The sequence below is a fragment of the Symbiopectobacterium sp. genome, from assembly GCF_051710365.1.
Classification (GTDB): Bacteria; Pseudomonadota; Gammaproteobacteria; order Enterobacterales; family Enterobacteriaceae; genus Symbiopectobacterium.
The window spans coordinates 1-2,386 of record NZ_JBPETA010000305.1; the positions used below are offsets into that span (position 1 = coordinate 1).

Below are 2,386 nucleotides of genomic sequence, written 5' to 3' on the forward strand. Positions count from 1 at the left end.
TTGAGATTTTTGGCCAGTGCATTAGCCAGAGCCTGCAACTGTTTTTCGTCCATAAAGTAACCTGCTTTTGATGTTGGATTGAACATATCAAAATCAGGCAATTACACAAATTTATGTACAGGCTCACTGGCGTATGGCTATGAGCCGCTTTATTATCGAGTTCGGTGATCGTCTGGACGGTCACTACTGAGAAAAGGCATTTACACAGAATCGTGTACAGGGTCTTTCGAGCCTGACACGATGAAAAAGAGCAGTGGTACGCCGCCCCTCCATGATGCGGCCTTCAAGCCGTTTCTGACCAACCCGGATACCGCCAGAGATTTTATGCAACTGTATTTGCCTGGTGAACTGCGGGAGTTATGTGACCTTACCACTCTGAAACTCGAGTCAGGCTCTTTTATTGAAGACGACTTTCGTACCTACTTTAGCGATGTGCTCTACAGCATAAACTACATGGTAAAGGCAGGAGACGCGTTAGACGTAGAGGTTTTTTCCGTGAACTGGCATACCGCTGGGCGACGTGGTTTTCTGGCCAAGTTTTGTTGCTACCATGCCAGTCAAGTGCGACGGCTTTAAAGCGTTTTTCAGGTTAGAGGAAGGCTTTACGTTGCGGATTGTCGTGTCGTTAAGGGACATATTAGGGTCACTCCTTTATCGAACCGGAAAGACCCAAATCTGACCACAAAATTCACCCGATGCTGAGGGAAAAATTAGCACGTGTTGGGAAAGGATTCTTGCATTATTTTATTGAATCAAAAAGTAAAAAGCATATGCCGAAGACATCTGCTTTTTTGAATTTGGCTCCTCTGACTGGACTCGAACCAGTGACATACGGATTAACAGTCCGCTGTTCTACCGACTGAACTACAGAGGAATTGCGTAAGCGGGGCGAATATTATCGATCGGCTGGCAGGCTGTCAACGGTAAATTCGCCCGTATTGTCTGATTGCTTAGGCTGTGTACAGCCAAGACCAATTCTTCATCAATATAGCACGGGGGTCCGCTGGTTCGCCTGCTGCCAGGATTTTAATCGCGCGAGTGGATCTTGCTGGTAGAAGCGACTAAAACAGCCATAAAGCGTAGGAAAACGTTCGAAAAGAAGCTCTGGTGCGCTGAAGAAATATTCAGATAGCACTGCAAAGCACTTGGTCGGATCCTGGGCCGCATAGGGATCCATGCTGGCGGCATCCTCCCCAACTTGATCGATTTCATCTTGAAGTGCTTCCATTGCTGCATGTAACTGCGTTTCCCACTCCACCACATCGCGTAAAGGAATCGGTGGAATACCGGTAGCTTCACCGCCGTTACGGATATCCAGTTTGTGCGTGACCTCATGAATGACCAGATTGAACCCCGATAAATCGAAACTGTCCTGCACTTCTTGCCAGTTCAATATGATGGTGCCCTGATCCCAGCTTTGTCCAGATTGCACCACCGGCCCGGCGTGCACCAGACCGATATCATCCTGCCATTCATCATTAACAATAAAAGGGCCGGGATAGATTAACACCTCATGGAAACCGTTGAGCCATTCAATGCCGAGCTTGAGAACGGGCAAGCAAAACAGCAGTGCGATTCGCTGCTCCATAACGGAAGTCAGCGTCAGTCCCTGTAAAGGAATGATACGTTTTTGATGTAAAAAATCACTGGCAAGCAGGATAAGTCGTTGTTGCTCGCTATCGCTTAACGGTGCCAACAACGGAATAGCAAGAGCATCTTGCCACTGAATGGGGGGGCTTTCCGGAGCGTGCTGTGTTTTCCATGGCCATTTCATCGTCGTGTTGCTCGCTAAGTCGTCACTTGAATACAAAGGCAAGGATATCTGCTGTTAAAATGCCGTAAAACAGGGCATGATAGCAACCACTTAAACGGAGAGGTGCCAGAGCGGCTGAATGGACCGGTCTCGAAAACCGGAGTAGGGGCAACTCTACCGAGGGTTCAAATCCCTCCCTCTCCGCCATCAACCTACAAAATCAATCAGTTACGATTCGCTTTCGCTTTTGTCCTGCATAAAACCCCGCATTAAACATCTCTTTAGAATCACCTTCCGTCCCTAACCCTCGCATTTTTATCATGTTGTAATTTTCTGAGCAGCCCTCTTGGCTCACACTCTTGAAATAAATTATCTTTAGCATTCGCGGGCGGGCAGCGAAGTTGATGGTTTGTCAGAGAAAAAGGGATGTCGATGACAGTCAGTGAAATCATGAAGGCAGTAAAGCAGTGGTTTAAGCTGAGTAACCATGATGTTTTACAGGAGATAACAGGCTTTGTTGAATAAATAGAAAGTTTGGGTAATCATCGGATCAGATCACCATAGTTGTTTCAAAATCAGGTCTCCATGGCAAAACAAAATTTTAAAATCACTAACTGGCCCTCCTATAACAAG

The 2,386-nt window shown here is 46.8% G+C and carries 1 protein-coding gene, 2 tRNA genes and 1 pseudogene; 2 read left to right on the plus strand and 2 right to left on the minus strand.

From position 1 onward, the window contains the following. Positions 1-240: 240 nt before the first annotated feature. Positions 241-471, plus strand: a pseudogene (locus ACTBDZ_RS17050) (Rpn family recombination-promoting nuclease/putative transposase); the annotation flags it as partial. A 327-nt stretch (positions 472-798) separates the two neighbouring features. Here the strand turns inward: ACTBDZ_RS17050 and ACTBDZ_RS17055 are convergent. Next, positions 799-874, minus strand: a tRNA-Asn gene (locus ACTBDZ_RS17055). Positions 875-982: 108 nt separating this feature from the next. Further along, the gene (gene mtfA / locus ACTBDZ_RS17060) at positions 983-1,774 is read right to left on the minus strand and encodes a DgsA anti-repressor MtfA (protein WP_438816178.1); all 792 of its coding nucleotides are present in this window, start codon (positions 1,772-1,774) and stop codon (positions 983-985) included. Positions 1,775-1,870: 96 nt separating this feature from the next. Between mtfA and ACTBDZ_RS17065 the strand changes: the two genes are divergently transcribed. Next, positions 1,871-1,960, plus strand: a tRNA-Ser gene (locus tag ACTBDZ_RS17065). Positions 1,961-2,386 lie beyond the last annotated feature (426 nt).